Raw genomic sequence first — 24,200 nt, forward strand, 5'->3', positions numbered from 1 at the left:
AAGAGAGAGGGGGGAGAATAATGAAAATCTTGAATCTTGAATCTTGAATCTTGAATCTTGAATCGCGATCTTAGTCTACTTTTAGAAATATACCGTCTGCCGAAACATTGTGCCCAAAACCACAGCTCATTGTATTGGTTTCGCTGACACGGATGGTGTGTCCCATTTTGGGATCGAAGGCGAACTTTAAATTTATTTTACAGTCATCGACCTGATATTGCGCTTGAGTTCGATTTAGCGGCATGGTGGTTTCAAATTCGCCAATATTGGGTCCATAGATGAGACTGCGTAGTCCCATATAAAGACCATTAAATTCAATTTGATATACATTCTTAAGCGGTTTTACCTCAATCTGATTCCACTGCCCAAAGCCTGCATACTGCACATATTTACCTGCCAGTGTTGCTGACTGTTTAGGGAGTGGCAGTTGCTTTAAATTAAATTGACTGGATTTCGACTCAGCATTACGCAAAAACCATGCTCTAGCCCAAAGCGGTTTTCCCAACTTGCTATAACTTAAACCGACATTGTTGTTGGCAATTTCGACATCACGTTCAGTGAGGGATACACCACTTTCAGGTTGATTCATTAAACAAAAAGAAGACCACGTCGCCTGATACTGAAATTGCTCTAACGCTTTTTGATATTGTTTTTGATCATAAAATTTCTTACCAGTGCTGGCAGAGCTTTTGATTTTGGCACAACCTTGGCGAAGTTCTTGTTCAAAGGTGTCGTCTGCTGAAGCGAGTGTGCTTACAGTTAAAAGTCCAATCAAGAATGGATACTTAGGCATGATTTGATTCCATTTTCGTTATGCTTTGAATAAAACATAGGGAGCTATTCGAAGTAAAGGGACAATCTTTAGGAGCTCGCAATTATTTAAGATAGAGTAATGATGGAAACTGAAAAATTACTCATACAAATTGTTTGAGCAGTGTGCTTTTAGACGCGTTAAGCTAGTGCAAAGCAACAACAATAAGAGCAGCCATATGGACACATTATTATTAAGTATTCCGCCCAATGCTTTGGAAACGTTGATTTTAGAATCTATTTCTGTCGACGATGTGCTGAATTCGGAGCACATCGAGTCACATCTGCTTTTAGGTAAAAACTGGAAAATCTTACAGACCTTATTGCAAGGCAGTTTTAAGTCTGGCACTTCTTTACTGGCTTTGAGTGTGCAAGCCGAGCATCACTTGGCAGAGCGCCAAAAACAACTTACAGAGGTACGTTATAACACCGCGGTGCGTGTGGTTGAAGTCCAGGAAGCTTTAGAAAAACTGGATATCGAAGACTTTAAAAAGCATATGCAAACCAATTGTTTGAAACGCTTAGGACAGGAACATGGCATCCAGACCGAATCGATTGAATTGCAATTTGCCGAGTTGAGTTTAGTCTTTGCTCAGCTCAGAAACTTTTATGAACATGCGGCCAAGCATACATATGCCGTAATTAGCGTAACCAGTGACAAGTTAGTCCCGACCTCACTGATTTAACAGCAGTTGCATCAACACCAGATCACGCCATTGCCCAAACTTTTGTCCGACTTGGGGCATATAGCCAGTTTGTACAAAGCCAAACTTTTCATGCAAAGCAATTGAAGCCAGATTGGCGTGGTCAATCCCTGCAACCATGACATGCATGTGCTGCATTTTTGCTTGTTCAATCAAATACGCTAAAAGCTGTTGACCTAAGCCCTGACGGGCATAGTTGGGTGAAATATAAATTGAGTGCTCAACGGTATAACGATAGCCTGAAAAATTACGGAAGGTGGCATAGTCTGCAAAGCCTGCAATGGCCTGCGTTTCTTGGTCTTCCACCACGCAAAATGGAAATTGGTTTTGTTGAAAGTGTAGTAATTGTTTTTGGAAATGCGCTAAATCATAGGCATGTTCATTCCAAGTGGCCATGCCATGTAAGACTTCTGCATTATAAATATTTTGGATCGCGGGCAGATCGTGTTCAGTAGCTGGACGAATGAGAAAAGACATGAAGGCAAGGTTGTATGCGTTGGGGCTTTATCATGCTGCTTTTGCATAAAAAAAAGCAAGACAGAAGTCTTGCTTTTGGATATTCACAAAAGTGAATTAGAAGTGGTATTTGATTAACGCACTTACGTCATTTTGGTCAACGCCTTTATAGCCGTATTTGTTATTCCAAACTGAGTGCTCGATACCCACGTATAGGCGTGTATCTGGAGAAATGTGTTTACCTACATTCCATTTGTACTGACTAGTCCAGTTTAACTCGCTTGCATGGTCATCTTCAGCAGTTGACCAGTCAAGGAAGGCATCAACTAAAAAGTCTTCAGAACCAAGTTTGAACGGTACTGCATAGGTGATAGTCATTTGATAATCATCATCAGTCAGGTCGTTATCTGCTTTGTAGAAGTTGATGTTTGCATACTGTGTATATGGCACATTTAAGGCAAAACCAATACCATAGAGGTAGTTATTGAAACCTTCACCGCCTTCCCATGTCGTTGCAACTAGCACATCTTTAACTGGGCCAAGCTCAAGTTTAGTTCCTGTCATTGTACCTAAGCTGAAACGTGGTGCAACTTCAAAGTAAGTTCCATTGCCATCAGCATCGTTGTTGGTACGGTCAGCGAAAGCGAAGAAATCGCCATATTTGAAGCCCGCTGCGTATTCTGCAGTAATGGTTGTTTGCTCAAGCTTTTCGTCTTCAGTTTCGAACGGTGATTTGTAGTTTTCACCATATAAACCAGTGATGCTAAAGTCTTGCCAAATTGGCGCAGCTTGAGAGATTGCCGCAGCAGAAGATAATGCTAAGAAAGCAGCAAGTTGAGTCAGTTTCATGAATATTTCCCCAAAAAATCGGATACAGGATACCGATTATTAAGCAAAAATAAAGCCAAATTTGACGAACGTCATGGAAAATAGATATCAAAATGAGCCATTTTTTATACTTTTTTTACCAAATGGTTTAATGTTGCCTTTCAGGCATGACACTTAATTTGATATGGACCTTCATGGAAAAAATGTTAGGTGATTGAATAATAAATTTAGCAATATCGACATGATACAGCTCGGGAAAATCCTAGAATGGAACAGCGTTTGCACTTATTTGGGGATGTTTGCAAAGAGTGAATGATCGATGAGTGGAGTCATTCCTGCCGTAATTGAAGTTGTCATAATCATTAGATTTTTCTTGTTCATTCTAGCCAATGAAGTCACCTGAATAGCGAGAAGATGGAATCAAATCCATCTGTTTCTGGCCATGCAAGTAAGGGCTTGTCACAATAAGTATCCTTTTCATATTTTTTTAAAAATATCACTTGCATAATTTTCAGTTAGGCCCGATATTCAAAGGAGAAGGACACAGATCTGCAGACTCAAAAGTGTTCATCATTCAATCGATGGAGGTTACATTCCAAAGCAATTGAAGATGGTCGAATACTGTTAAAACAGTAAGTTACAAGTGTGCTAAGAGATAAAAATCTTCGTACAAAAAAAGAGTCGAATAAAGAAAGAGAGAGGATGTTATTTTATGAACATAGAAATCCGTACAGATAAAAACATTCAAAATAGTGACCGTTTAATTAGTTATATACGCGAAGAGCTGAATCAAGAATTTCAACGTCACAGTGAGCGAATTACCCACTTTTCAGTGCATCTAAGTGATGCCAATAGCCATAAAGGCGGAGATGACGACATTCAATGTATGATTGAAGCGCGTCCAGCAGGTTTAAAACCCGTGGTTGTAAATCATAAAGGTCATAATGTCGATACTGCGATTCATGGCGCGATCGATCGCCTGAAACGTAGTTTAGAACATACCTTTGAAAAAAATGATAAACCGCGTACTGGCCAACCTGTATATGCAGATCAGGATGATGGCCTAGTTGATGATGAGGAAGATTAAACCTCACCGAATTTAAAAAAAGCCCCTCAATCAGGGGCTTTTTTAATGCTGGGCACTCACTTTTATCCAACATTACGGATAACAAATATCCCGTTTATTCGGCATAATAGAATAAACTGAATTGAAGAGCGTCATCTCCATGTTAACCGCGCAACAACAAGCTTTCGTGCAAGCACTTGAAGAATTAGATCTTCAACAAGTTCAACGTCTATTGACCGATGGGTTAAGTCTCAATTTTATCGATCCTGAAAAAGGACCTGTGATTTCTGTTTGGTCAGACGGCTTATTCAAATGGTGGGAAGCGATTTGCGAAGCGTATGAAGCAGGTGCACCACTGTCAGAACAAGAAAAACAACAGACTCTAGCGGTACATTTAGATATTTTAGAACAACTGATTCATGGCAAAGCAAACTTGCATTTGTGGGATACAGAAGAAATTTATGGCCCACTTTGGGATGCTGCAAGTGCTGCATGTGCGCCAGCGGTCAAGCGTTTGTTGGACGAAAAAGTCGATCCAAACACCAAAGATGAAGATGGCTTAACTATTTTATCTTCAATTAGCGATTTATTCTTTGATTGTGAGTTTGACGAAATTAATTGGGCCGAAGCATTGGCTGAAGAAAAGCAAACTTTAGAGTTGCTTCGTCAGCATGGTGCAAAAATGACAAAAGAATTAGCTTAAACAGCGAGATCATCATGATGCAATTAAAACATTTAGGTTTATGTGTAGCCGCTGGGTTCAGTATGAATGCGATGGCTGCAGATTTTTCCTTTGACCGCCCAGGTTCGGGCATAGGGACAGGGATTACGCCTGTGGGGCAGTTGGCTTGGGAGCAGGGCTTGGCCAATGCGCACTATGCTGAATCGACCACGGCTGATGGTGAAAAAGTCAAAACCACCAGCTTAAATGCAGATATGTTATTGCGCACAGGTTTAGCTGAAAACATCGAATTGCAATTGGGTTGGGCTGGGCCCTCTTGGCAACAAATGAAAGTGGCAGGCAATAAGTCTGAAACAGATGGTTTGGGTGATGTCAGTGTGGGTGTGAAAGCGGCGATTCCTTTGGATGATGAACGCTTGACTATGGCGGTACTGGCTGAAGCGATTATTGCCACAGGTAATGATGGTTTCACCAATGAAAATGATATTTATAGTCTGTCATCTGTGGTGGCATACGATTATAGCGACCTCGTGTCGACATCCATCACTATGCGTTATGAAGTGCAAAATAGTGATTGGGCCATTTCTGCAATTCCGACTTTAGAATATCAATTTACCGATAAACTCAGCGGTTTTTCTGAATTGGTTTATCGTAAAGCAGAAAGTCAAGACAATGAATATGCGCTCGGTACAGGTGTCATGTATGCGGTGAATAATCGGATGCAGTTGGACGCAAGTGTTGGTGTCGACTTAAATGGTGCAGATAAAAGTTATTATTCAGGCCTTGGCGTTTCATACTTATTTTAATTAGAAAAAAGAACATATTATGAAAAAGCATCTTCATCTGAAACAGGGGATGAGCGGCAAAACGTGGTATCTGGCGCTGTCAGTATTGATCATCAATCTGTGTATCTGGGCCAGTATCCTAAACGTTCATGCGGAAACTCCACTTCTTTCAGCTGAAGATGCTTTTCCATTTACAGTGGAATCCACGACTGAGCATAAGGCTCAACTGCACTGGAATATTCCTGAACAGTATTATCTGTATCAGCACAAATTTGAAGTGCAACAGGCGGGTCAGCCCCTTAAGCTTGAGCTACCGCCTGCGCATGATCTGTATGATGAAAACTATGGACACACCCAAGTTTATTATCAACAAGTGCAATTTGACTTAGATACACAGGCCTCGCAGACCTATAAGGTGACTTGGCAAGGCTGTGCCAAAGATCGTATTTGCTATCCGCCGCAAAGCATTGAGTTTAAAACGGATGTAAATGGTTTGGTCAGCCTACAAGACCAAGCAGGTGGATCAAAACGACTGTTAGATTTAGCCGCGCAATCGAATCCGCAATTTGAGCCGATCAACCCCACAGTCACTGCTGAACCCGCCGCAACAGCTTCTGATACGATGGCTGCGCAAGATCAAATTTGGTCTGAAGAGTTAGCCAAAAGCTCGTTGGCCTATGGTTTATTACTGTTCTTTGGCCTCGGGATATTACTGGCGTTTACGCCGTGTTCTTTACCGATGTTGCCGATTTTAACCTCTTTAATTATTCGCGATAGCAAAGGCCTCAAAGCATGGATGATTGCCTTGGTCTTTGTGTGCAGTATGGCCATGGTCTATGCCATTTTGGGCTTGGTGGCCTCATCTGCAGGTTTGAACTTTCAGCGTTGGTTACAACAGCCATCCACCCTGATTGCTTTTAGCATTCTTTTTGTTTTGTTCGCACTCAATCTATTTGGTTTGTTTGAACTTAAACTGCCGCAAGCCGTGGTGAATAAACTTGATCATATCCAGTCTATGCAAAAGGGTGGAAGTCTGATCAGTGCTGCGATTATGGGCATGATTTCTGCGCTGTTGGTTGGACCGTGTATGACGGCACCTTTGGCAGGCGCTTTACTGTTTATTTCGCAGACACAAAGCCAGTGGCAAGGGGCCATTTTGCTGTTCACCTTAGGCTTTGGTATGGGGACACCATTGTTATTGGCAAGCGTACTGGGTGCTAAGGTATTGCCTCGTGCTGGGCTGTGGATGAATCAGGTTCGGGTATTCTTTGCTTTCATCATGTTGGCTTTAGCGCTGTATTTTGTGCGTCCTTTGCTTTCTGAAACATGGATGCAAGCACTGAGTCTGCTGCTAGGCTTGAGCTTTATTATTTATGTGTTGTATCGTTTGATGTGGCATAAAACACAATTGCGTATGCTGTACATTGTGGCTCTAGTCATTGGCGGGACGTACATTGCTTATAGCCAATATCAGCAGAGTCAGCGTTTCTTTGAAGCACCAATGGCTGCATCTGCGCGTTGGCATGTGGCAGCGACAGCAGCGGAGTTTAAGCAGCTCTTGGCACAAGCACCAAAAGGTCAAAAGATCATTATCGATGTCTATGCTGATTGGTGTGTTGCTTGTCAGCCGATTGAACACCGTATATTAAAGTCTGCAACGGTACAGCAAGCGCTTGCGCCGTATTATTTGATCAAATTAGATTTGAGTCATTACGATGCAACCCATCAACTGCTCTTAAACCAGTGGGATATTTTAGGACCACCGACCTATTTATTCTTAGATGCCTCACAACAAGAAATTCGTGGTTTACGTTTAACCGGTGCATTTACTGAGGCTGAACTTTTAGCTCAATTACAACGTTTTTAAACCTGAGGGAGAAGGGTGATGCAACGTTTATATATTGCCAATAAAAATTACTCCAGTTGGTCGATGCGAGCGTGGTTGGTCTTGACTGCATTTGATCTGGATTTTGAAGAGGTAGTGGTTCGCTTTGATGCGACAAACCCCAGTTTTAAAGAGCAACTGTCTCACATTCATGCTAATGCTAAAGTGCCCGTATTGGATGTGGGTGAATTTAAAATTTGGGATTCTTTAGTCATCTGTGAATATTTGGCCGAGCAAAATCCAGATTTAGCCCTGTGGCCCAAGCTTGACTATTTGAGAGCAGAAGCACGGAGTATCAGTGGTGAGATGCACAGTAGTTTTATGGCACTACGCCAATTATGCCCCATGAATATTCAGGCGCAGTACAGCATAGCTGAGGGGCTAGCTTTGTGTGCGCAGCATGCTGAATTAAGAGCAGATGTCGAACGAATTGAACAAATTTGGGCACAGCGTTCGGATGAGCATACCTTTTTATTTGGTGATTTTTCTATAGCCGATGCCTTCTATGCCCCTGTAGTGATGCGTTTCAAGAGTTATGCACTACCTGTATCTGAACGCAGCCAGCAGTATATGCAACACATTATGCAGCATCCTGCGGTCATACAATGGGTCGACGCGGCACGGGCAGAAGCCGTTTAGTTAGGTGAAATGTGCTGTGTGTCACCACATGCAGCGCTATCTTTGAGCTCACCGGGATTGATTTCTAAATAGCATTTGATTTGATTACGTCCACTGGCTTTAGCGGCATAGAGTGCTTTGTCTGCTTGACTCAAAACTTGCTGAGGTCTGAGTCCATGGTGAGATTGTGCAATACCAAAACTAGCTGTGACATGGATAGATTGGCCTTCATCATTGTTAATGACTAAAGCCTCGATGGCTGAACGACAACGTTCCGCAATTTGATGGGCTTTAGAGAGTGAAGCATGTTTTAAAATAAGGATAAACTCCTCTCCGCCAAAGCGCCCCACTAGGTCATGGTCTTGTATCTGGTTATTTAATTGTTGGCTCACAGCGATGAGCACGTTATCTCCCATATGATGTCCAAATTGGTCATTGATGCTTTTAAAATGATCGAGATCTAAGAGGATAACCGCATAGGGATTCTGCGGATCTTGCTGATGCAAATACTCCAAACTTTGGCTAATATGGCGACGGTTAAATGTATTGGTTAGTGGGTCGATCTGACTTAAATGTTGAATGAGTCGTTCACGATGTCGCCATTGGCTAAGTAAAATTTCAAATAAAATCAGACAAGTGATTAGGATGGGAATAACGAAATACAGCATCGATAGGAGCCAAAACCCATTGAGAAAGAGTTGGCCATCAATCTGAAAAATAGGAGCATAAGGAATCACATCAATAAAACTGAGGTAGCCTGAGAAGGTTAAGAAGCCTGTCGCAGGAATTAGCATCGCATACACGATCTTTCGCTCAAACAACACCAAACCGACAGCGATCAGACAAATATAGACCACCATAGTGACAGGGCTAAACACCCCAATCATATAACCGTTATAGCAAAGTGAGATGATTAAAATTCCAATCGCAATATAAGGGAGGAATCGTTGTACCCAAGCTTGTTTTTGTAGGGCATAGCAAGGGTAAATCAAACCCAATAACGTGATGAAAAAAATGGAATTAATAACCAATTTATGGCGCAAAAGCTGAACATTAACGACATGCCAATATTCTGAGTTGAACAGTACAAAAGTCTCCCAAACTAACCAGATCAAATTGACACAACAGCCGAGAACAAGGATTAAAATACACTTTTTCAAGGTATCCCAGTTCATAATCACTTCCTCTTCAAGTAGATAATGAGAAAGTTTGCTGTTGCTTAGCTGTTTAGATATTGAGAACCATGAACTCATTCAATCGTTTCATCCTTGATATATCCGCTTTATTTTTTAAATAATGTGATTGATTTCTTATACATTGCTTTCAACATATCACAATCTTATAAAAAGACGGTATCAAAGGTGACGAACTGAGCATGTAGCTCAGAAGGGAAAGACCATTCTATTTTTAGAACATAGTGTTTTGAATAGGCCTATTATTCTAAGGATAATCTTATTTTAAAATGCAACTATTCAATAAAGATTATGTTGGAACATCCCATGAAAGTTTTACATATTGATTCAAGTATTATGGCGGATGCTTCTGTGTCTCGTCAGTTGAGCCAAGCGATTGTTTCGCAACTCAGCGAAAAGCATGCGCAAGTTGAGGTTGAATATTTGGATTTGGCAACGCAACCGATTCCACATTTAGACGCAGAAATTTTAATGGGTCAAAATGCAGAACAATCGGCTCTGGGCGAACGTATTATTCAACAGTACTTAGATGCGGACGTTGTGGTGATTGGTGCAGCGATGTATAACTTCGGGATTACTTCGACTTTAAAAGCATGGATTGACCGCATTAGTGTTGCAGGTCGTACTTTCAAATATACTGAAAATGGCCCGGTCGGTTTGGCTGGTGACAAGAAAGCCTATATTGCCAGTAGTCGCGGTGGTGTCTATGGTGAAAATAGTCCTGTTGACTTCCAAGAAGGCTTCTTAAAAACCGTCTTTAATTTTACCGGTGTGACCGATGTTGAAATCATTCGTGCTGAAGGCGTGAATATGGGGCCAGAGCTGAAAGATAAAGCCATTGCAGCAGCTTTAGCACAGGTGCAAGCGATTTAAACAATAACTGTAGTTCCATGATTCCTCATTTGGTCAGCGTTAAGCTGACCTTTTTTTATGCAGGATGTGTCTAGTCTTGGTCGAGCGCTTGAGCAAACGTTGCTATGTCATGCAACGCCATTTTAGCTTCTGGAAACCATGCATTAAACATTTGAAAGTTATGCCACATGCCTGTGTATAGTTTAAATGTCACATCTACACCTGCCTTGGTCGCTTTATCTCTAAACCGCTGGGCATCGTCCAAGAGAATTTCTTTCGAACCGACTTGTACAAGGGTAGGCGGGAGGTCTGCTAAATCATCAAATAAGGGTGAAACGAGTGGGTCGGCGGGGTCGATTTGCTCTGGAACATAATAGTCGATGCCTGTTTCAAGGGCTTCGATGGATAACAGTGCATCGAGCTTGCTGTTATAGCGAATAGATTCACTGGTTAAGCTTAAATCCAAAAATGGCGAAAGCAGAATCAGCCCACTGACTTGAGGGCGTTGCTCATCACGAATGCGCAGCGCCAAGGCTAGCGCTAAATTTGCACCACATGAATCCCCTGATAAAATAATATCTTTGGCTTGTATCCCTTGCTCCAATAACAGCAGATAAACATCAAACAGCGCATCAATGGCTTCAGGATAGGGGTGTTCGGGTGACAAAGGATAGTCAAGGTGAATGACTTGCATTTGTGTACTGGCTGCAAGGTCTGAGACAAACGCACGGTGGGTATTCATTGAACCTAAAAAGAAAGCTCCACCATGAATATGCAAAATGAGCTGAGTGGCTTCAGTTTCAGGTTTTAACTCTTCCGCACGCAGGCCTGCAAGACGTAGAGGACGAATCTGGATCGACTTATTGAGTGGAAAGGCACGACACATTTGTTCAAGAAGAAAACGCTGACTACTGGGTGGGAGACTAAAGCGACTTGGGGTTCGAATCGTGGTTTTTAAAAACTGCTCTGTAATGATTTGTTTCCATGGATCGGCAATCTTCATAGTTATTCCATTTTGTTATTTGTTTTACCTTGAGTTTGTGTATTTACCAACATAATTTACAAGGTTACACTAATTGGTCACATTGAAAAATTGAAAAATTGTTGTGACTTTTTAATAATGATAGTCGTCTATACTAGACTAGGGAAATGACAAAAATGAAAAAAATTGCACTTGCGTTAAGCGTACTAGGATTAACCGCTCTAGCTCATGCAGCAGATCCGCTGAATGGCACTGTTTGGAAAACGATTGATGACAAAACTAAACAAGCGAAAGCCTTGGTTAAATTCACTGAGCAAAAAAATGGAACTTTAACTGCGAGTATTCAAGGTATTTTGACACCAGGTGAAGAAAATGCATGTACCAAGTGTGAAGGCCCATACAAAAACAAATCGTTGAAAGGTTTAACGATTGTACATGGTCTGAAAAACGCGGGTGGTACAAGCTATGAAGGTGGATCAATTTTAGATCCGCAAACGGGTAAAACTTATAAATTAAAAGGCAACATTGCTGCTGGTGGTAAAAAACTAGAGCTTCGTGGCTATATTGGTGTGGCTGCACTTGGCCGTAACCAAACTTGGATTCGCGCGAACTAATCTCATCCAACAAAAAAAGCCGAGCAATTGCTCGGCTTTTTTGTTTTTGTTATGTGTCCCGTCCTGAAATAAGTTTACACCTTAAGAGACTTATTTTATGGAACATGCACGAGAACAACGAGTTAAACGTACACAACGTGATTATAGCTTGGCCTTTAAAATGATGGTGGTACATGAAGTAGAAAAAGGGCAAATTACTTATAAACAAGCTCAGGCAAAATATGGTATTCAAGGAAGATCAACTGTGCTGGTATGGTTACGCAAGCACGGACAACAAGATTGGACTTCGAATATGCCGACTTCTTCTAAACGTCAATTGACACCCCAACAACGAATCCGCCAATTAGAAAAACAGTTAGCCGCAGAAAAGCTCAAAACTGAATTTATACAGGATGTGATTTATCACATTGATAAAGAGTGTGGGACTGATCTTGGAAAAAAGTATACCGAGCACGTTTCAAAGATTGGCAAAGCCAAAGAAGACTAAGCGTTTCACGTTATTGTCAGTGGTTAGGAATCACTCGACAAGCTTATTATCAAGCAGAAAAACGTGCTCAAATGACTGCACAAATAACCGAACAAATACTCGAGTTGATTATGGAGTATCGCTGTCTCATGCCAAGTATCGGAACACGTAAGCTGTATTGGCTTATTAAAGGCAAATTGTTGCAGCGTGGTTTAAAGTGTGGACGGGATCAGTTATTTAAAATATTGAAAGAAAATAATTTATTGATTCACCCCAAGCGTCGCTATACAAAAACTACGGATAGCAAGCATTGGATGAAGAAGCATCCAAATTTATTAAAGGATTATTCAGCAGTGCAAGCCAACGAAGTCTTTGTTAGTGATATTACTTATGTTGAGAGTGCTGAAGGCGTACATTATTTATCATTGGTGACAGATGCTTATACCCGTCAGATTAAAGGTTATAAGTTATCGAATGATATGCGTGCGGAGAATGTTATGCAGGCTCTACATATGGCGATGCAGCATGTGACGGATCGAGCGACTAGGATGATTCATCATTCAGACAGAGGCTCTCAGTATTGCTCTGAGCTATATCAATCGGCATTGCGCCATTATGGGATATGTCCTTCCATGACAGATGGAGGAGACTGTTATCAAAATGCATTAGCAGAGCGGATTAATGGAATATTAAAGCAGGAGTTTTTAACTACACGATGTCAAACCATGAAGGAGTTAGATCACTTAATTACGGAATCTATCATGATTTATAATTACTATAGACCACATTTAAGTTTAAATATGAACACCCCGAATCAGATGTATGAACAAACTAAAACCGAGCTAATTGCTTAACTCGGTTTGAAGTGGAATACTGTCAATCTATTTCAGGACAAGACAATGCCTTTAGGGCGCGAATTGCATCTTCATTGAACCCCACAATAAAACCATTCGGGGTTGCAATCACGGGGCGCTTGATGAGACTGTGATGGGTCGTGAGAGCTTCAATCAGTCCTTGCTCTGAAGCTAAAGCAGTGTCTTGTTCTGCTTCAGTCAACTTACGCCAAGTGGTGCCTTTTTTATTCAGGACCAGATCTGCCCCAATCTGATCGAGCCATGTTTTGACAGTCGCAGCATCAATGCCTTGTTTTTTATAATCATGAAACTCATACGCTAAACCTAACTCATTCAGTAGGTCGAATGCTTTTTTCATTGAATTACAATTTTTAATGCCATACACGTTTAACATGGAAAACCCTTCTAAATTTTAAGCTGGGTTTAGAGTAACGGAAAAAGCAGAGCAGCTCTAGTGTCGCGATTTAAGCCAACAGCGTCATCGTCTTGTCATAAAAGCGTTTTAGAATTAAATCAAAGAAAAATAGAATATAAAAAGAAGAAGCATTAAAAAAGCAGAGACTAAAAAAGAGAAAACCCGCATTTAATCATCCTGATCATGCGGGTCTCATTACAACGTCCATTGTCACATCCTTGAAAACCAACTATATCCATAGTTCGTTTTAATTTCATCCTACGGCGTCCTGTCCTTGTGCTGTCATTCTGACATCGTCCCTTTGCCGTGGAAACATAATGCACTGATTGATTGATCAGAAAAAGACTCAAAAAACGGCAGATAATGTAGGTTAAAAACTCATACTCAGTAAACGGTTGTTCACTGAGTATGAACTAAATACTTAAATTTTTCTAGATTTTGTAGTCAATAATGACAGGTGCATGGTCGCTAAACCATGTTTCTTTATAGACCCAAGCATTGACTGTGCGGGCTTTCCAGTCAGGTGAGCAAGCCTGATAGTCAATGCGCCAGCCCACGTTCTTGGCACGAGCTTGTCCACGGTTTGACCACCACGAATAAAGCTCAGCCTCTGGACGTACTTCACGGAAAGTATCGACATAGCCAAGTTCATCATAAATATGATCGAGCCAAGCGCGTTCGTGCGGTAAGCAGCCTGAGGCCTTTTGATTGCCTGACCAGTTTTTAATATCGATGCGTTTATGTACGATGTTGTAGTCACCGCAGACAATCACGGATTTATTTTCATCGCGCCATTGTTGCAAAATTTGTTTGTATTCGTCTAAGAAGTGATCTTTACGGACTTGTGCTTCTTCACCAGAAGAACCCGATGGTAAATAGAGTGAGCAAATATGCACGTTTTGGTCTAAGCCTAAGTCAAACTCAGCCGAAATAAAGCGGCCTTGAGAATCAGCCAATTCAAAACCAAGCCCATCAGTAACTGAAACAAACGGTAAACGGCTATAAATAGCAGTACCAGCATACCCTGGACGTTCAGCAGGGAACAGGTGGGTATGCCAGCCTTCAGGTTTAAATTTATCGGTCCATTGTTCGTGGGTGATGCGAGATTCTTGCATGCAAATCACATCGGCATCTGATGTGGCAATCCAATCAAAAATCCCTTTTTTTTCTGCAGAACGTAGACCATTTACGTTAATTGAAACCACACGTAAAATTTTTTGATCACTTGGATAGCTACTCTTTGGTATCATGCGCAAGTCTTACCTCAATTTGAAAATACGGAGCACCGCATGACAACGCAAGCGACATTTAACCCTCAAGCTTTTATCGAACTCGCATTATCACGTGGCGTGCTTAAATTTGGTGAGTTTACTTTAAAATCGGGTCGTGTGAGTCCTTATTTTTTTAATGCAGGCCTACTCAATGACGGCGAAGCCTTGTCACTACTGGCGTCTGGCTATGCAACTAAACTGACAGAATGCAACAATGTTGAGGTGGTCTTTGGTCCTGCGTACAAAGGGATTCCTTTTGTTGCTGCAACAGCGGTGGCCTTGTCACAAAATCATGGGGTGAGTGTGCCTTGGGGGTTTAACCGTAAAGAAGCCAAAGATCATGGTGAAGGCGGGGTCTTGGTTGGTGCATCCGTTGCAGGCAAAAAAGTCTGGATTATTGATGATGTGATTACTGCTGGCACAGCGATCCGTGAAGTAGTCACCATTTTGAAAAATGCAGGTGCGCAGATTGCAGGTGTGTTGGTGGCATTAGATCGTCAAGAAAAAGGTCAAGGTGAGCTGTCTGCGATTCAAGAAGTGCAAAAAGAACTTGAAATTCCAGTACATGCATTGGTGACCATGAAAGATTTGATGAATTATTTAGAGGCTAAAGGTGAGACAGAAGCTTTAGCAAAAATGGAAGCCTATCGCGTGAAATATGGCGTTTAAGCGTTGAAACAAAAAAGGGAAGCTTCGGCTTCCTTTTTTATTGGCTCTCTCATTCGGTTGGCGTTTGGCTATGCGCACCTTCCCAACCAATTATCGCAGTTTTACGTGTTGTCCCCCACATATAGCCGCCACGTTGCCCTGAAGACTGAATGACCCGATGGCATGGAATTAAAAAGGCAACGGGGTTGCTGCCAATGGCTGTTCCGACCGCTCGTGAAGCACGCTCTTGCCCAATCTCTTGGGCAATATGTGCATAACTGCTGAGCTGCCCCATGGGAATTTTGAGCAGACTTTGCCACACCTTGAGCTGAAAGTCGGTGCCTTTCAGATGCAGTTTAATCTCTGATAGGCTGTGTTGATCTTGCTGAAAAATCGCGAGTGCTTTGCGTTGTAATTCATCCTGATCTTCAATAAATGTCGCACGTGGGAACTGTTTTTTCAGATAGGCCAATGCATCCCGATCTGCTTCGGTAAAGGCTATATGACAAATCCCTTTAGGGGTCGAGGCAATAATGACGGAGCCAAAAATGGTCTCGGCAAAGCTATAGTGAATGTGGAGTGCTTCACCGCCATGTTTATATTCTGCGGGCGTCATACCTTCGATTTGGACAAATAAATCATGCAATCGGCTGGTACTAGAAAGGCCAGTGTCAAAAGTTGCTGCAAAAATATTATTTTCTGTGTGATTTTTCAAAACTAACTTTGCATATTCCACACTAATGTATTGCAGAAATTTCTTCGGACTAATACCAGCCCATTCGCTAAACATACGCTGAAAATGTGTAGGACTTAAATGCACGTGTTCAGCAATCTCAGCCAAACTGGGTTGCTGTTTGAAGTTTTGTTCAATGTATTCAATTGCCTTTGCCACACGTGCGTAATTGCTATGTTCTGTCATGATTACTCGTGGAAATCATTTAACTTAAGAAAACACTAACAAATCCAGTCAGGCCTGAAAATCCGTTTCTTGCGTTTTATAACAAAAGATTCAAAGCATTTATTGATTGGCATAATCGTCCCTTGATAAGCATAAAAAAGCGGAACAGTGACCTGTTCCGCTTGAGATGGCGTTTTAACTAAAGGGGTTTAGAACTGGTAGTTCAAACGCATGAGGAAGCTACGTGGTGTACCAGGCATAGAGTTCGAACGCCAATATTCTTTATTGGTCAAGTTGCTGACAGCTAAGGTCAAGTTCCATGGATCAGCATTATAACCAATGGCTGCATCGACACGATTGAAACCATCCATCTTGGTCAAGTTATTGATGTTTGTGTAATAAGAGCCCACATAAGTCACACCAACTTCACCGTAGAGTTTTTCTGTAGGTAAGTAGCGCACAAACAGGTTGCCTGTGTTTTTAGAGGCATTTGCTAATGCATTCCCTACATTCTCTGGTTTTTCCTTATCCTTTTTCACTTCAGTATCGGTATAACCATAACCACCACGGACAAATACGTTGTCCAGTACACGACCGATGAAGCTGAACTCTAAACCTTTGGCTTGATGTTCACCACCTACGGACCAAAGGAAAGGTTGTTCTTTTGAATCAGGTTGATAACGAATATTCTTTTTACGAATGTCATAAACAGAAAGTTGTGTGTTTAAGCGTTGGTCTAACCAATCACTCTTAACCCCAATTTCATATTGTTCATTGTATTGAGGTTCAGCATCATAGTATTTAGGATCAGTATTAACATCAACAGAAATATTGCCACGACCTCCATAAGGGGCGAAGCTTTTATTGTATGAAGTATAAAAACTGTGTTGTTCTGATGGTTGCCATACAAAGCCAATATTAGGGCTGAAGGTCGTATCATCATATTGTTTTGAAAGGTTCTGGATATGATTGGTCGATTTGAAATTGTACTGATCATAGCGCATACCTAACATCATTTTGAGTTCAGGTGTCAGGCTAATTAAATCTTGAGCGAAGAACCCCATTGACTCACCTACGTGATGATTTTCCGAGGTTACAGGGAGGCGTTCAGAGCTTGGTAACGTATTATATTGGTCTGCTGGATTGTAGGGGTTAATAAAACCATAGTAGCGAGGAACACCTGTACCACTTGAGTAATTTCCTAGTTTTGGTGAACGGTCTTCACGGCTGACATCTGCACCGACGAGGAGCTGATGTTCTATAGCTCCAGTTTTGAATGAGCCAGAAATATCAAAAGTATTGGTAATGGTCTTATTCATGGTTTCTTGCCATGCATAGCTTTGACGTATGTAACCATTCCAAGTACATGCTTTTGGTGTGGCTTCTAAAGTGAGATTATTGTTGCAATAGGTGCCACCAAAGAAGTTGTCAAAGTTCTGATAAGCTTGGCGATAGCTGAGCGCCCAGTGGAAATTCCAATTTGGCGCATATTGATATTTCACATCAGTACGAATGACTTGTAATTCGTCTTCAATAAAATCGCCTTCTTGAGCAAAGCCAGTCTTGATTGAAACACCCGCGGGTAAGTTACTATAAGAAGGCCCGCGGTCAGGGGTTCGATTTAATTTGTCATAAGTATATTGTGTGGTCCACGTGAGGGTTTCATCATCATTTTTATAAGTGAAACTTGGCGAGATCATCTCAATTTTACTGTCGATGCCTGAACGGAAACTATCCGCTTCACCGTATTCACCTGTTAAACGGACAGCCCAATTGTCATTCAACACTTGGTTAATATCTGCGGTAGCACCGTAGTTATCATATGAGCCTACGTAAGTACCGACGGAACTTTTCGAGTCAAAGTTGGCGTATTTACTCACCATATTGATCACACCACCGCCAGCACTACGACCGTAAAGTACCGAGGCAGGGCCTTTTAAAATTTCGATGCGTTCAATGTTGGATGTGTTGCGACGTACTTGGCCACTTTCACGAATACCATCACGGTAAATATCACCCGAGTCGGCAGAGAAACCACGGAGGGTAATGCCATCACCACGCGTATCGTAGCTGGTGGATACCCCTGGTGTGCCTTGTAGCATTACACTGAGGTCGTTAGAGCCATAGATTTTATATTTCTGTACATCAATGGTGTCGATGGTTTGAGGAATGTCTTTTTTCTTTAAACCATTCCGTGTGACATTGGCCTGATCATAATCGACATAGCTTTTGATTGGATCAAGTTCACTCATTGCCTCAATTTTTAAGGTGGGCAAAACTGCTGCTGTGCCCGATTTGTTTGTCATCGCTTGCGAGGAGGGGTTCTCATTATTTTGTAGCGTCGCTTCATCCGCATAGGCTGCATGCGCATTTAAAATCATAAAGCTGAGAAGGCTATATTTGAATAGGTTAGAACCACAAAGCGGCTGTGGTGAAGATTTCATCATGATTTAAGGCTCGGAGAGAGTGAATTGCCAATAAAAATGAGAAGTATAATCATTTACTAAAAATGAACAAGACTTACGGTAATATTCATTTTTTCTACATAGTTTTACTGGGTTGAAAAGTACAGCTGTACAGGCTTTTTAATTTTTCTAAAAAATTGATAAATAAGCATTAAAATTTGAAGAAAATGTAAAAGAATTATTTTTGTGCATTTTCCATGCATTTTTTACAGCTTAAAAGAACGCCTATTTTTTCTTGACGTCCTTGCTCAGTTTGTACCCAAGGGCGGTTTTGCCATGGTGGAGTATGGCGGACATGTTGTGTGTGGCCACAGGAAAGCTCCGCCACCCAATGATGTTCTTCATCGAGATGAAAGCCAACAATCGCTTGTTGCACTTAAGTATCTCGACTGCCGTGTTGGGGCTGTTCTAAGCCATTTAAAAAACGCTGACACAGTTGATGGATAGCCGCCAAATCATCGGGATCTAGGCCTAAAGAACACGCCAGCTCAAATGGAATGGCCATAATTTTATCTTTGGCTAACAGTGCTTTTTCCAGTAGAACGACTTTTTTCATACGTTCATCTTCTTTGACGGCAACACGCTTTAAAAACTGTTTTTCTTCTAGTTTTTTAATAATCGGGGTTAAGGTGCCTGAGTCAAAAAAGGTTTTTTGTCCAATCTCGGTCAGTGTCACATTGTCCTGCTCATATAAAGCCAACAAAACAATAAATTGCGGATAGGTCAGATCGTAAACTTGTAAGCGTGGACGGTATTGACGAACCATGGCATTGGTTGCGGAATACATGGCAAAACACACGCGGTTTTCTAAAAGTGGGGTGTCCGCCATGTTGCATGTCCTTGGGTGTTAATGTCTGTAAAGCAGTATAAATGAAATAGGGATGAAAGTGTATTGCACATAATAATCTTGTGCGCAAGTTAATTGTGTGCAATATTATTCTGAGAGTGAGGTCGATTCAGTGTTTGAAGCGACTTTAAGTAATGACATTTTGATGAATGGAAGAGATGTAATGACCACAATTTATGATTTTCAGGCCGAACTGTTGGAAGGCGAGCAAAAGAATCTGGCCGATTATCAGGGCAAGGTTTTATTGGTGGTGAATACCGCCAGCCAATGTGGTTTAACCCCACAATTTGAAGGTTTGGAGCAGTTATATCAGGACTATCAACAGCAAGGTCTGCTGGTTCTAGGCTTTCCTTGCAACCAATTTGCGCAGCAAGACCCTGCGAGTAATGAAGAGATCGGCAGCTTTTGCCAGCGTAACTATGGAGTCTCTTTCCCAATGTTTGCCAAAGTTGACGTGAATGGGCCTACAGCGCATCCGCTGTATCAGTATTTAACCGCTGAAGCTAAAGGCATTTTAGGTAGCCAGAGTATCAAGTGGAATTTCACCAAGTTTCTCATTAACCAAAAAGGACAGGTGGTGAAACGCTATGCGCCGATTGTTAAACCTGAAAAAATTGCCAAGGATATTCAACGCCTTTTGGCTTAATGGAGAAGGTGTGGAAAGGAGCTGTCGCTTGGTAATGGATGTAACTTTCCTTTGTTGCATCGCGCAGTTAGCATCTGATTAGTTGCCGCAAGAAGTTGTAGTTATTTGAATAAAATAGATTTTTTAATCTTTAATTATTACACAACTTGTTGCACCCAAACTTGAAAACTTCGCTATACTTTTTGCCAAGTTTAAAAAATTTGAGCGTGAGAATTATGCGTGTACTGGTAGTGATGGACCCGATTGAAACGGTGAATCTGAAAAAAGATTCCACCATGGCCATGTTATGGGCAGCAAACCGTCGCGGACATGAGCTGGGTTATGCATTACAACACGATTTATATATCGATCAAGGCAAAGCCTTTGGTCTGATTTCTCCCTTAAAAGTGTTTGAAGATTACGATCATTATTATGATTTGGGTGAACAGCAAAAAGAGTCCTTGGCCGATTACGATGTGATTTTGATGCGTAAAGATCCACCATTCGACATGAACTTTGTCTACACCACCTATATCTTGGAACAAGCGGAACGTGAAGGCGCGTGGATTATCAATAAACCACAGTCCTTACGTGACTGTAATGAAAAACTGTTTGCCACGCAGTTCCCCGAACTGCAAGTCCCTACATTAGTGACTTCACAACAAAGCCTGATCCGTGAATTTATCAAAGAACATGGTGATGTGATTGTGAAGCCTCTCGATGGGATGGGTGGCATGGGAATTTTCCGTTTATATCAAGATGGTGTGAACATTGGCTCAACTTTGGAAATGTTGACGGAAATGGGCACACGTCCGATTATGGCGCAGCGTTATATTCCTGAAATTGTGGAAGGGGATAAACGTATCTTGCTGGTCAATGGTGAACCTATTCCGTACTGTTTGGCGCGTATTCCACAAAACGGCGAAGTCCGTGGGAATTTGGCCGCAGGTGGTTTGGGTCAAGCACGTCCTTTGACTGAAAACGACAAGGCGATTGCTGCAAAAGTGGGACCCTTCTTACGTGAAAAAGGTTTGGTTTTTGTTGGACTTGATGTAATTGGCAACTATGTGACCGAGATTAATGTCACCAGTCCAACCTGTATTCGTGAGATTGATGCGCAATTTGGTACCTCGATTGCCGATACTTTATTTGATATCTTAGAAGCAGGCAAAGCCAGCTAAAACGACAGAAAAGGAACCTGAAATGGTTCCTTTTTTCTTTCATGGTTGTGGTCGGTTTTGAAATAGAGCTGTACTTTGCTGCAAAGTGTATCAATTTGGTTGAAAATAAAGCGGATTATGTTGCCAGACACTACAAATTTTCATCCTACTCAAATGTATGCGCTCAGATTGTATTTCTAAGCGCTAAAATGAAGTGAATTGGGCTTTAGAATGATGTTAAATATTTGATTCAAATCAGCTTCATAGTTTTATTTTTAAATATCGCCAATTGCGCTGTCGAGCCTGATTGTGTGCTGTAGTTTGAGTAAAAATGCACATCTGATAACAAATCTAGTTTAAACTTGAAAATCAGTAGAAAAAAACAATCAAATGCCTGTTGAAAAAAAGTAAATAATCTTTCGCGGTTATGCGTTTGTGATTACAATTGATCGCTTAAAATTGAATTTTGTTTCCATATTTTTAGAATTGAAGAATTAGACTGTGACCGAAGCAACACAAACAAAGCCGAAACATGTAATGATGATGGCTGCCGGAACGGGCGGGCATGTTTTTCCAGCACTTGCTGTGGCTAAGGAATTACAGCAACAAGGCTGCCAAGTCTCGTGGCTTGCTACGCCTACAGGTATGGAAAATCGCCTGCTTAAAAATCATGATATCCCAATTTATCAAATTGATATTCAAGGTGTGCGCGGCAATGGCTTAGTCCGCAAAGTATTGGCACCCTTTAAAATTTTAAAAGCCACTTTAAGTGCAATGCGTTACATGAAGCAGCTCAAAGTCGATGCCGTCGCGGGCTTTGGGGGGTATGTCGCTGGGCCAGGTGGATTGGCTGCGCGTGCACTGGGTATTCCTGTGATTATTCATGAGCAGAATGCGATTGCGGGTTTTACCAATACGCAGTTATCACGTATTGCCAAAACAGTGTGTCAGGCATTTCCAAATACCTTTGCTGCACAAGATAAAATTGTGACCACGGGTAATCCCGTCCGCAAAGAGATTACGGAAATTTTAAATCCGTCTTGGCGTTATCAAGAACGTGAAAAAGCAGGTCTGCCACTGCGAGTTTTAATTGTGGGTGGCTCGTTGGGTGCACAAGCGTTAAATGAGCGTGTTCCTGAAGCATTGAAGCAATTGAATGTGCCGTTAAGCGTTTATCATCAGTGTGGTCAAAACCATGCAGATACGACCCAAGCGCGTTATGCCGATGCCCCTGAGCAGCTTCAGGTTGAAGTCCACCCTTTTATTGAAGATATGGCCAAAGCTTATAGCGATGCCGATTTAATTATTTGCCGTGCTGGGGCGTTAACCGTGACCGAAATCGCGACTGCTGGCGTGGCTGCGGTGTTTGTTCCGCTGCCGAGTGCAGTGGATGATCACCAAACGGCCAATGCAAAGTTTTTAGCCAATATCGGTGCAGCCAAAATTTGCCCACAAGCAAGCATGACGCCCGAGAGTTTAAAAGAATTATTATTACCCTTGATGAACCGTCAGTTATTGTCTGAAATGGCAGTGAAAGCACGTCAGCAAGCACAACCCGATGCAACCCAACATGTGGTTCGTTTAATTCAAGCATTGTAAACCGAGTATTTTATGTCGCCATCTACGCCTGCTGATCGAGCAAAAAAGTTAATTAAAGTGCCAGAAATGCGCCGTATTAAGCACATCCATTTTATTGGGATTGGTGGTGCGGGTATGTGTGGTATTGCCGAAGTGCTCAAGAACCAAGGCTACAAAGTCTCAGGTTCAGATATCAAAGCGTCAAAAACCACGGCTCAGCTTGAAGAAAACGGCATCAAAGTCTATATCGGGCATACGGCTGAAAATATTCAAGGGGCAAACGTGATTGTGGTGTCGACTGCAATTGATGCAGAAAACCCAGAAATTAAAGCAGCCATTGAAACGCGTACACCTGTGGTGCGCCGTGCAGAAATGCTGGGTGAGCTGATGCGCTACCGTCATGGGATTGCTGTTGCGGGAACGCATGGTAAAACCACGACCACTAGCCTTGTCACGTGTATGTTGGCAGAAGAAAATCTCGACCCAACTTATGTGATTGGCGGTTTGCTGAATCGTACTGGTGTGAATGCTGCACTGGGCGCGAGTCGTTTTATCGTGGCAGAGGCAGATGAATCAGATGCTTCATTCTTGCATTTGCAACCAATGGCCACCATCGTGACCAATATTGATGCAGACCATATGGACACCTATGGTGGTAGCTTCGATGTCTTAAAAGATACCTTTGTACAGTTCTTACAAAAACTGCCGTTTTACGGCTTGGCTGTGGTGTGTGGCGATGATGCCAACATTCGTGAAATCATGCCGCGCATTGGTCGTCCATTGATCACGTATGGTTTTAACGAAGACAATGACATTCGTGCAGTAGATATTGAACAAGAAGGCATGCAGTCGCACTTTACCGTATTACGTAAAGATCGTGAGCCTTTGCGTTTAACCATCAATTTGCCGGGTTTGCATAATATTTTAAATGCACTTGCGGCGATCGGTATTGCAACCGATGAAGGTGTGTCTGATGCTGCGATTGCACGTGCGTTGGAAAGTTTCAGCGGTGTAGGTCGTCGTTTCCAAGTCCAAGGTGAATTTGACATCGAAGGCGGTAATGTGAAATTGGTGGATGACTATGGTCACCATCCAAAAGAAGTTGAAGCGACCATTAAAGCTGCACGAGCAAGCCATCCAGACCGCCGTTTAGTGATGATGTTTCAGCCACACCGTTTTAGCCGGACCCGTGACTGTTTCGATGACTTTGTGGATGTACTGTCACATGTCGATCAGTTGTTGCTGCTTGAAGTCTATCCTGCGGGCGAAAAACCGATTGTGGGTGCAGACAGTCGTTCATTGGCGCGTAGTATTCGTTTACGTGGCGATGTAGAGCCGATTTTGATCGATCCAGTCGAAGGTAATTTGCAGCATGCGTTGAAAAAAGTGTTACAAGCGGATGACTTGTTATTGACGCAAGGCGCAGGTAATGTGGGGGCTATCTCGGTTGAGCTTGCAAGCAATCATTTATATTTAAAATAATCACGTTGTGTGATTA

25 protein-coding genes are annotated in these 24,200 nt (G+C 42.0%); 14 read left to right on the forward strand and 11 right to left on the reverse strand.

Features of this window, described 5'->3' with window-relative positions; genetic code table 11:
- Window positions 1–70: 70 nt before the first annotated feature.
- Window positions 71–793 (reverse strand): hypothetical protein, encoded by a 723-nt coding sequence (locus AC4CU2_RS00590; protein WP_395474994.1) that lies wholly within the window; start codon window positions 791–793, stop codon window positions 71–73.
- 196 nt (window positions 794–989) lie between these two features.
- Between AC4CU2_RS00590 and AC4CU2_RS00595 the strand changes: the two genes are divergently transcribed.
- Window positions 990–1,496: a DUF1877 family protein gene (locus AC4CU2_RS00595; protein WP_395474995.1), complete on the forward strand. Its 507-nt coding sequence runs from the start codon at window positions 990–992 to the stop codon at window positions 1,494–1,496.
- Here AC4CU2_RS00595 and AC4CU2_RS00600 read toward each other — a convergent pair.
- Together AC4CU2_RS00600 and AC4CU2_RS00605 are read right to left on the reverse strand one after the other, a co-directional pair.
- The gene (locus AC4CU2_RS00600) at window positions 1,485–1,991 is read right to left on the reverse strand and encodes a GNAT family N-acetyltransferase (protein ID WP_035326298.1); all 507 of its coding nucleotides are present in this window, start codon (window positions 1,989–1,991) and stop codon (window positions 1,485–1,487) included. The genes AC4CU2_RS00595 and AC4CU2_RS00600 overlap by 12 nt on opposite strands.
- A 96-nt stretch (window positions 1,992–2,087) precedes the next feature.
- Window positions 2,088–2,819, reverse strand: coding sequence for an outer membrane protein OmpK (locus AC4CU2_RS00605; protein WP_395474997.1), 732 nt, complete (start codon window positions 2,817–2,819; stop codon window positions 2,088–2,090).
- Between the two features lie 691 nt (window positions 2,820–3,510).
- On the opposite strand from AC4CU2_RS00605, the gene AC4CU2_RS00610 reads away from it, so the two are divergent.
- The 5 genes from AC4CU2_RS00610 (at window position 3,511) to AC4CU2_RS00630 (ending at window position 7,855) form a co-directional block, all read left to right on the forward strand.
- The gene (locus AC4CU2_RS00610) at window positions 3,511–3,885 is read left to right on the forward strand and encodes an HPF/RaiA family ribosome-associated protein (protein WP_094148409.1); all 375 of its coding nucleotides are present in this window, start codon (window positions 3,511–3,513) and stop codon (window positions 3,883–3,885) included.
- 139 nt (window positions 3,886–4,024) lie between these two features.
- On the forward strand, window positions 4,025–4,567 hold the full coding sequence (locus AC4CU2_RS00615) for a hypothetical protein (protein ID WP_004978318.1): 543 nt from the start codon (window positions 4,025–4,027) through the stop codon (window positions 4,565–4,567).
- A 14-nt stretch (window positions 4,568–4,581) separates the two neighbouring features.
- Window positions 4,582–5,352, forward strand: a complete 771-nt coding sequence (locus tag AC4CU2_RS00620) for a transporter (RefSeq protein ID WP_490768149.1) — start codon at window positions 4,582–4,584, stop codon at window positions 5,350–5,352.
- 19 nt (window positions 5,353–5,371) lie between these two features.
- Window positions 5,372–7,198 (forward strand): protein-disulfide reductase DsbD, encoded by a 1,827-nt coding sequence (gene dsbD, locus AC4CU2_RS00625; RefSeq protein WP_395474998.1) that lies wholly within the window; start codon window positions 5,372–5,374, stop codon window positions 7,196–7,198.
- Between the two features lie 18 nt (window positions 7,199–7,216).
- A complete protein-coding gene (locus AC4CU2_RS00630; RefSeq protein WP_395474999.1) occupies window positions 7,217–7,855 on the forward strand; it encodes a glutathione S-transferase family protein in 639 nt (212 codons plus the stop codon).
- On the opposite strand, the gene AC4CU2_RS00635 is transcribed toward AC4CU2_RS00630, so the two are convergent.
- Window positions 7,852–9,087 carry a GGDEF domain-containing protein gene (locus AC4CU2_RS00635; protein WP_395475000.1) on the reverse strand — a complete coding sequence of 412 codons (1,236 nt, stop codon included), beginning with the start codon at window positions 9,085–9,087 and terminating at the stop codon, window positions 7,852–7,854. The two genes, AC4CU2_RS00630 and AC4CU2_RS00635, sit on opposite strands and share 4 nt — an antisense overlap.
- 246 nt (window positions 9,088–9,333) lie before the next feature.
- On the opposite strand from AC4CU2_RS00635, the gene AC4CU2_RS00640 reads away from it, so the two are divergent.
- Window positions 9,334–9,900: an FMN-dependent NADH-azoreductase gene (locus tag AC4CU2_RS00640; RefSeq protein WP_039890677.1), complete on the forward strand. Its 567-nt coding sequence runs from the start codon at window positions 9,334–9,336 to the stop codon at window positions 9,898–9,900.
- A gap of 70 nt (window positions 9,901–9,970) precedes the next feature.
- Here the strand turns inward: AC4CU2_RS00640 and AC4CU2_RS00645 are convergent, their stop codons facing one another.
- Entirely contained in the window at window positions 9,971–10,882 is a 912-nt protein-coding gene (locus AC4CU2_RS00645) for an alpha/beta hydrolase (protein ID WP_058870520.1), read from the reverse strand.
- 155 nt (window positions 10,883–11,037) lie between these two features.
- Between AC4CU2_RS00645 and AC4CU2_RS00650 the strand changes: the two genes are divergently transcribed.
- Window positions 11,038–11,475 carry a DUF2147 domain-containing protein gene (locus AC4CU2_RS00650; RefSeq protein ID WP_004691748.1) on the forward strand — a complete coding sequence of 146 codons (438 nt, stop codon included), beginning with the start codon at window positions 11,038–11,040 and terminating at the stop codon, window positions 11,473–11,475.
- Between the two features lie 97 nt (window positions 11,476–11,572).
- Window positions 11,573–12,795, forward strand: a protein-coding gene (locus AC4CU2_RS00655; RefSeq protein ID WP_395475001.1) for an IS3 family transposase whose coding sequence is annotated in 2 segments (ribosomal slippage) — window positions 11,573–11,909 and window positions 11,909–12,795 — 1,224 coding nt in all. Because the reading frame shifts where the segments join, the coding sequence is not laid out codon by codon here.
- Between the two features lie 22 nt (window positions 12,796–12,817).
- Here the strand turns inward: AC4CU2_RS00655 and AC4CU2_RS00660 are convergent.
- Together AC4CU2_RS00660 and AC4CU2_RS00665 are read right to left on the reverse strand one after the other, a co-directional pair.
- On the reverse strand, window positions 12,818–13,189 hold the full coding sequence (locus tag AC4CU2_RS00660; protein WP_395475002.1) for a Spx/MgsR family RNA polymerase-binding regulatory protein: 372 nt from the start codon (window positions 13,187–13,189) through the stop codon (window positions 12,818–12,820).
- 452 nt (window positions 13,190–13,641) lie between these two features.
- Window positions 13,642–14,460, reverse strand: a complete 819-nt coding sequence (locus AC4CU2_RS00665; RefSeq protein ID WP_333654258.1) for an exodeoxyribonuclease III — start codon at window positions 14,458–14,460, stop codon at window positions 13,642–13,644.
- 39 nt (window positions 14,461–14,499) lie between these two features.
- On the opposite strand from AC4CU2_RS00665, the gene pyrE reads away from it, so the two are divergent.
- Window positions 14,500–15,150: an orotate phosphoribosyltransferase gene (gene pyrE, locus AC4CU2_RS00670; protein ID WP_183173466.1), complete on the forward strand. Its 651-nt coding sequence runs from the start codon at window positions 14,500–14,502 to the stop codon at window positions 15,148–15,150.
- Window positions 15,151–15,199: 49 nt separating this feature from the next.
- Here pyrE and AC4CU2_RS00675 read toward each other — a convergent pair whose 3' ends face one another.
- The 4 genes from AC4CU2_RS00675 to AC4CU2_RS00690 form a co-directional block, all read right to left on the reverse strand.
- A complete protein-coding gene (locus AC4CU2_RS00675) occupies window positions 15,200–16,048 on the reverse strand; it encodes a methylated-DNA--[protein]-cysteine S-methyltransferase (protein WP_395475003.1) in 849 nt (282 codons plus the stop codon).
- Between the two features lie 188 nt (window positions 16,049–16,236).
- Complete coding sequence (locus AC4CU2_RS00680; RefSeq protein ID WP_395475261.1) at window positions 16,237–18,471, reverse strand: TonB-dependent receptor; 2,235 nt, start codon at window positions 18,469–18,471, stop codon at window positions 16,237–16,239.
- A gap of 199 nt (window positions 18,472–18,670) precedes the next feature.
- Complete coding sequence (locus AC4CU2_RS00685) at window positions 18,671–18,868, reverse strand: DUF3565 domain-containing protein (protein WP_159152743.1); 198 nt, start codon at window positions 18,866–18,868, stop codon at window positions 18,671–18,673.
- Window positions 18,869–19,321 (reverse strand): MarR family winged helix-turn-helix transcriptional regulator, encoded by a 453-nt coding sequence (locus AC4CU2_RS00690; protein WP_094148488.1) that lies wholly within the window; start codon window positions 19,319–19,321, stop codon window positions 18,869–18,871.
- Between the two features lie 181 nt (window positions 19,322–19,502).
- On the opposite strand from AC4CU2_RS00690, the gene AC4CU2_RS00695 reads away from it, so the two are divergent.
- The 4 genes from AC4CU2_RS00695 (at window position 19,503) to murC (ending at window position 24,184) form a co-directional block, all read left to right on the forward strand.
- Window positions 19,503–19,985: a glutathione peroxidase gene (locus AC4CU2_RS00695; protein WP_333656816.1), complete on the forward strand. Its 483-nt coding sequence runs from the start codon at window positions 19,503–19,505 to the stop codon at window positions 19,983–19,985.
- Window positions 19,986–20,200: 215 nt separating this feature from the next.
- A complete protein-coding gene (gshB, locus tag AC4CU2_RS00700; RefSeq protein ID WP_291389356.1) occupies window positions 20,201–21,145 on the forward strand; it encodes a glutathione synthase in 945 nt (314 codons plus the stop codon).
- A 480-nt stretch (window positions 21,146–21,625) separates the two neighbouring features.
- The gene (gene murG / locus AC4CU2_RS00705; protein ID WP_234954634.1) at window positions 21,626–22,723 is read left to right on the forward strand and encodes an undecaprenyldiphospho-muramoylpentapeptide beta-N-acetylglucosaminyltransferase; all 1,098 of its coding nucleotides are present in this window, start codon (window positions 21,626–21,628) and stop codon (window positions 22,721–22,723) included.
- Between the two features lie 12 nt (window positions 22,724–22,735).
- Window positions 22,736–24,184 (forward strand): UDP-N-acetylmuramate--L-alanine ligase, encoded by a 1,449-nt coding sequence (gene murC, locus AC4CU2_RS00710; protein WP_490768150.1) that lies wholly within the window; start codon window positions 22,736–22,738, stop codon window positions 24,182–24,184.
- Window positions 24,185–24,200 lie beyond the last annotated feature (16 nt).

This window comes from Acinetobacter sp. 797_lipA, assembly GCF_058243025.1.